This window comes from Microvirga aerilata (assembly GCF_016743775.1).
Taxonomy (GTDB): Bacteria; Pseudomonadota; Alphaproteobacteria; order Rhizobiales; family Beijerinckiaceae; genus Microvirga; species Microvirga aerilata.
Genome location: NZ_JAEQMY010000370.1, coordinates 1 through 576 on the forward strand (window position 1 = coordinate 1; position 576 = coordinate 576).

A 576-nucleotide genomic window follows, 5' to 3' on the forward strand; every position below is an offset into this window, starting at 1 on the left:
GGACCAACTCGGCGCCCATCTCGCTTGCATGGGTGCGAGCCGCTGCAATCGCGGCCTGCCGACACGTTTCGACCACTATATTGGGGGTGCCCGGACGATACTGAAGTTTGGGGATGGTTGCCTGCTCGGCTGCGTACCCACCCACCATTCCAGAAGCGCCAAGCAGAAGAATGACCCACAGCATATCTGTTCACCGAGATGACCCCACCAGCATTGGGATCAGGGTTCATAAGTGCTGTATCGACAAAGTTCGGTCTAAGCTGCCAGTTCCTTCATCCTGGAGTATTATAAGTGCTGGGCCTTACCCTCGCAAAAGGCAGCTTAGATAACGATGAAGTCGGCAGCCGTCATCTTCAGGTGCGCATTGACAGTGGCAAACTTGATGGCCGCGCCTTTGCCAGACCCATCGGCATCATACAACAGAGCACCCGTCTTACTGTTGTAGATGATCTGATCATTGGGATCCAATGCCTTTGTCCCAATGACAAAGTTGCTTGATGAGAGCTGGCCGTGCTTGAGCTTGGTGAACACAGCATCATCGAGGCGGATCGTATCGTCCTTGGCACTGAAGTCCAG

Annotated in this window: 1 protein-coding gene and 1 pseudogene; both read right to left on the bottom strand. The window is 54.2% G+C overall.

Features of this window, described 5'->3' with window-relative positions; translation table 11 throughout:
* A partial coding sequence (locus JKG68_RS33130; RefSeq protein ID WP_210346537.1) for a hypothetical protein occupies positions 1-184 on the bottom strand: 184 nt, incomplete at its 3' end.
* Positions 185-321: 137 nt separating this feature from the next.
* Positions 322-576 (bottom strand): annotated as a pseudogene (locus JKG68_RS32860) (calcium-binding protein); the annotation flags it as partial.